This is a genomic window from Providencia sp. M-27, from assembly GCF_011077905.1.
GTDB lineage: Bacteria > Pseudomonadota > Gammaproteobacteria > Enterobacterales > Enterobacteriaceae > Providencia > Providencia huaxiensis.
In genome coordinates this window covers 1-4,825 of sequence record NZ_JAALBT010000043.1, presented here as the reverse complement: position 1 = coordinate 4,825, position 4,825 = coordinate 1, and the positions used below count along the sequence as shown (strand labels likewise).

Sequence of the window (4,825 nt, the reverse complement as noted above, 5' to 3'; positions counted from 1 at the left end):
TCTCAATTTGTTCCGGCGTGATAGGGGATGCTTTCGGTGTTTTGCCTGCCCGTTCGTCCCGTAATTGCTTTACCCACCGCGTCAAGGTGGAAAGCCCGACATTCATGGCTTTCGCGGCATCTGCAACTGTATAGTTCTGATCCACAACCAGCTGAGCTGATTCACGTCTGAATTCTGCACTGAAATTTCGTTTTTTCATTAAGGCACCTGTGTTGTTCTGAGGTAAGCATATCACCTCTGTTCAGGTGGCCAAATTTATTAAACCACTACAATCCTATGTGGTTCGAAAAAGCCGAACGTTCCCACGGAGGGCCGGGCTCGAAACACTGGCCATTGCACTTGCAATCAGCCCACCCCGATTTTCGTTTGCATTCCCAGCTATGTGAGTCGCCCGTATTACGTCAATATTATGCCGTCAGTGGAAAAGAACCAGTATTTATCAGCCCTCAAGATGCTAGAGCAAGAGGTATTCACAACGGAGATATTGTCAGAGTATTCAATGAACGTGGACAAGTATTAGCTGGCGCGGTGGTTTCTGACCTATATACCCCCGGTGTAGTACGTATTCATGAAGGGGCTTGGTATGATCCCACTAAAGGTGGCGAAATCAATGCGCTATGTAAATACGGTAACCCAAATGTATTAACACTAGATATTGGTACATCTCAGTTGGCACAAGCCACCAGCGCTCACACTGCTTTAGTTGAAATTGAAAAATATACAGGGCAAATAGATAACGTCAATGCATTTAATGGGCCAATTGAAATGGTAGCTCAATGTGAATATGTCCCCGCACAGCAGGTAAAATAAATGACCAAGTCAACCGCCTTAACGCCGGAACAGATAGCCTGTGTTTATGCATGGCTAGCACAACTATTCTCTCATGAATTAGATACGCAGAAACTCGCTCAAATCCAATCCGCTGAAATGGCGGATTGGTTTTCAACCCTCAAAAGTGAAGCCGCATTATGCACTGAGGTTCAATTATTAGAATCGAAGATAGCTACTTTACATGTCAGACACGATGCACAACTTGAATTGGCTGCTGATTTTTGTAGTTTGTTTTTAATGTCAGATAAACAGTCCGCTTTACCTTATGCTTCTGTTTATCCCCACATGAAGCAAGCAAACGAACACGTTAAATGCTTATTACTGGAGGCTGGGTTACAAAGTCATGACGCATTTAACGAACCGATAGACCATTTATCTATCATTCTTGAACTATTGAGTCATCTGCATTTTTCATCGGGCGAATTGCATTTATCCCTTGAAAAGATTGAAATATTACGCCAAAAGACCTTAGATATGCTACTCCAGTGGCTGCCTGAATTTAACGCTCAGTGTATGCGCTATGATGAATTTGGTTTCTATAGTGCATTAAGCCAATTGTTATACGCGTTAGTTCAATTAGATCAGTGCCCACTTAATTTTGTTAAACCTCGTTGAATACATAATAAATTCAGGATAGTTGAAAGGTAAATATCAACTATCCTGATAAATTTATTGTAATGAAATTAATTCTTCACGACTTAACCCTGTACTTTCCATAATAATTTCCAGGCTAACGCCATTTCTAAGAAAGTTACGTGCCAAGGTAATTCTAGCGTCTTGTATGCCTTCTTTTCGACCTTCTTCTCGACCTTCTTTTCGACCTTCTTTTAGCCCCTCTTCTCTACCTTCTTCTCGGCCTTCAAGAAGCCCTTCTTGGCGACCTTTATTATGTAAGCGTTGCGCTATATTCATGACTGTTTCCTTGTGTTTTTCTGTTTGTTCCTCTAACTTTTGTAAGCCACGTTAAATGCATAATAAATTCAGGATAGTTGAAAGATAACTATCAACTATCCTGATAAATTTATTGTAATGAAATTAATTCTTCACGACTTAACCCTGTACTTTCCATAATAATTTCCAGGCTAACGCCATTTCTAAGAAAGTTACGTGCCAAGGTAATTCTGGCGTCTTGTATGCCTTCTTCTCGACCTTCTTCTCGACCTTCTTTTAGCCCCTCTTCTCTACCTTCTTCTCGGCCTTCTTCTCGGCCTTCAAGAAGCCCTTCTTGGCGACCTTTATTATGTAAGCGTTGCGCTATATTCATGACTGTTTCCTTGTGTTGTTCTGTTTGTTCCTCTAACACTTGAATAACGTGTTCAAAGTCAGTCGTATCCCAAGTAGCAAACAGATAATTGAGGATAGTAATCACATCATTGCTGCTATTATAGTGCTTATTAATCGCCTGCGCCAAGAGTGGGAGTACCCGTTGGATCTCATCACGGATATGTTTATGTTTCATTGCCAATTCCATCACAGCAACCTTTCGGTGATTAACCAGTTCATCATCATCAATCACCGTGACATCAACTAATGGAAATGGCTGGGTATATAAATCATTAGCAATATCAGGAAACGGGAAACAGTCAGTCCACAGCTGTGTATAGGGATACGGTGAACGCCCTCCATGATAAAAAAGGACAGGGATCACCGTCGGTAATGAAGTATTCCCTTGCTGCATATGTTGATTCATGGCTAAAAAAGCATAGTGCATTAAGCGCCAAGCCATGAGTTTATCAGGAGTTGATTGGTGCTCGACTAATAAGTAAATATACCCTTGACCTTGTGTTGTTTGCACGGAATACAGCACATCAGATAAACGAGAACGTAATTGTTTATCTATGAATGATGAATTAGTCAGCGACAACGTGTCAAAATCGCATAAAGAGCGGAGATGCTCAGGCAGGTGGATCTCAAAAAAATCCCGAGCATTTTCTATTTGCGCCATAAATCCTTTAAAGGCCGCATCATGTGCAGCAGCGATATTTTTTTCCATCATCCCACCAGCTCCTGTGAACAGATGCCAGTCACAATAAGATAAAATCTCCACTACGTCATTTCAGAATTTATTGCTGAAAATCATCGACTTTAAAGATTAAATGATTTTTAAAGGTGATGAGTTACCGATAAAAAAACAAAAAACATTCAATTTTACAGCCCCATATTTTTCAAATTTAAGTTATCAATAAGCACTCTAGACATCATAGATACCCGTTATATGTAATACAATTCGCACTCATAAACTTGGAAAATGAATTTAACGTAACGAAGCCCCCTGCGTTTGGACTTATCATTAAAAGTGAGATTTTTTCTATGCCTATAGATTTTCATGATGAAAAAAACAAATCGACTTACGCTACTCGTTCAGTAGCTAAAGAATGGATGGATTTCATTGAGAAACAAGTGGATATAAAGAATAAAATCGTTGCAGATATTGGCTGTGGTGGTGGAATATACAGCCGAGCGTGGGCTGAATTAGGCGCAAAAAATGTCATTGGTATTGATTTTTCTGAACATATGGTTAAAACCGCTAGAGAAAAATCGATAGATTATCCACAAACCACGTTCCAACAAGGTAATGCTGAAAAAACAGGTTTAGCCTCTTCAAGTATTGATTTAGTTTTTGAACGGGCGTTGATCCATCATTTAGTAGATTACAATAATAATTTTCAAGAAATTCATCGAGTTCTCTCCGATAAAGGCTACTTTATTATTCAAGATAGAACCATGGAGAATGTTACCCTCCCGGGTGGAGAACAACACTTACGTGGTTTCTTCTTTGAATGCTTTCCCAAACTGATTGACGTTGAAGCTAAACGCAGACCCACTCAGAAACAAGTCGAAACTGAATTACAGCAAAATGGCTTCAAACTTGTTTCCTCTCAGGTTTTTTGTGAGACTCGACGTATTTATGATAATTTTTCTTCACTAGAACAAGATATTAGCGCGCGTACAGGGCGTTCCATTTTGCATGAGTTAGATGATAATCAAATTACCTTTTTAGTGAATACATTACGTCATCATCTATCCCATTTATCCCCAATTATTGAACAAGATTATTGGCATATTTGGGTCGCCCAGAAAAACCGTTGATTCTATTTACTTTTATTTCTAACGTTTTAAGAGACGCTATGACTATCCAATATTTCGGTCGCCATACATCGCAGTTATCGAATGACCAAAAAGAGACTATCTACACTTTGTTATACCAAAGCTTTGACAGTGATTTTTCTCGAGATGACTTTCAGCACGCTTTAGGTGGCATGCATATTTTAGCTTATGACCAACAACATATTGTTGGCCACGTTTCCATTGTTCAGCGCAATATGGCATTAGGTCATCAGCCCGTCACAGTAGGCTATGTCGAAGCTATGGCGGTCTTAGATAACTACCGCCGCCAAGGTATTGGTCGACAACTCATGTTAGAAACTAATGAGATAATCGCTAATTGTTATCAACTCGGGCTGTTATCTGCTTCTGAAGAAGGCCGCCATTTATATCAATCGGTTGGATGGCATGTTTGGGAAGGGAAGCTCTATGAGCTCAAACAAGGCTCTTACATTCATTCCATTGATGAAGAAGGCGGTGTTTTTGGATGGACAAAAGATAAAACAATTGATTTTTCCCAACCACTCTATTGTGACTTTCGCAGTGGTGATCAGTGGTAATAGATTGAAGATAATTGATAACGATGCAGAGACTCCCCATGAAAGAACAAAATATTTATGATGACCCCATTTTCTTTAAAAATTATCAAGCATTAAGAGTCAATGATACAGGTCTTAATGGCATCATGGAAGAGCCGGCACTAAGGGCGCTATTACCTGATTTAAAAGGTAAAATCGTTCTCGACTTGGGATCTGGCTTTGGTGATTTTGCACGGTATGCGCACAGTAAATGTGGGGGGGTATTCAATATTGCACTGCTAGATATGAGCTGAGGTCAGGCGACGCGCCTTGATATGTCTGGCTTTAGCGGCAATTCATCGATTCTGCAC

The 4,825-nt window shown here is 40.1% G+C and carries 7 protein-coding genes and 1 pseudogene; 5 read left to right on the top strand and 3 right to left on the bottom strand.

The window, feature by feature from the left end; genetic code table 11:
• Positions 1–199 (bottom strand): transposase (locus G6Q48_RS21665; RefSeq protein WP_166268368.1); only part of this gene is annotated, 199 nt, incomplete at its 3' end.
• Between the two features lie 71 nt (positions 200–270).
• On the opposite strand from G6Q48_RS21665, the pseudogene G6Q48_RS21660 reads away from it, so the two are divergent.
• A pseudogene (locus G6Q48_RS21660) lies at positions 271–810 on the top strand (molybdopterin dinucleotide binding domain-containing protein); the annotation flags it as partial.
• Positions 811–1,446, top strand: coding sequence for a molecular chaperone TorD (gene torD / locus G6Q48_RS21655; RefSeq protein WP_094963254.1), 636 nt, complete (start codon positions 811–813; stop codon positions 1,444–1,446).
• Positions 1,447–1,500: 54 nt separating this feature from the next.
• On the opposite strand, the gene G6Q48_RS21650 is transcribed toward torD, so the two are convergent.
• On the bottom strand, positions 1,501–1,743 hold the full coding sequence (locus G6Q48_RS21650) for a hypothetical protein (RefSeq protein WP_166268366.1): 243 nt from the start codon (positions 1,741–1,743) through the stop codon (positions 1,501–1,503).
• Positions 1,744–1,852: 109 nt separating this feature from the next.
• On the bottom strand, positions 1,853–2,827 hold the full coding sequence (locus tag G6Q48_RS21645) for an Rpn family recombination-promoting nuclease/putative transposase (protein WP_166268364.1): 975 nt from the start codon (positions 2,825–2,827) through the stop codon (positions 1,853–1,855).
• Positions 2,828–3,141: 314 nt separating this feature from the next.
• Here G6Q48_RS21645 and G6Q48_RS21640 point away from each other — a divergent pair, with 314 nt between their 5' ends.
• From G6Q48_RS21640 to G6Q48_RS21630, 3 genes are read left to right on the top strand one after another with little or no spacing between them, the layout of a single operon-like run.
• Positions 3,142–3,921: a class I SAM-dependent methyltransferase gene (locus tag G6Q48_RS21640; RefSeq protein ID WP_094963186.1), complete on the top strand. Its 780-nt coding sequence runs from the start codon at positions 3,142–3,144 to the stop codon at positions 3,919–3,921.
• A gap of 38 nt (positions 3,922–3,959) precedes the next feature.
• Positions 3,960–4,496 carry a GNAT family N-acetyltransferase gene (locus G6Q48_RS21635; protein ID WP_094963187.1) on the top strand — a complete coding sequence of 179 codons (537 nt, stop codon included), beginning with the start codon at positions 3,960–3,962 and terminating at the stop codon, positions 4,494–4,496.
• A gap of 38 nt (positions 4,497–4,534) precedes the next feature.
• The gene (locus tag G6Q48_RS21630) at positions 4,535–4,768 is read left to right on the top strand and encodes a hypothetical protein (RefSeq protein ID WP_207393065.1); all 234 of its coding nucleotides are present in this window, start codon (positions 4,535–4,537) and stop codon (positions 4,766–4,768) included.
• The last annotated feature ends 57 nt before the right edge of the window (positions 4,769–4,825 follow it).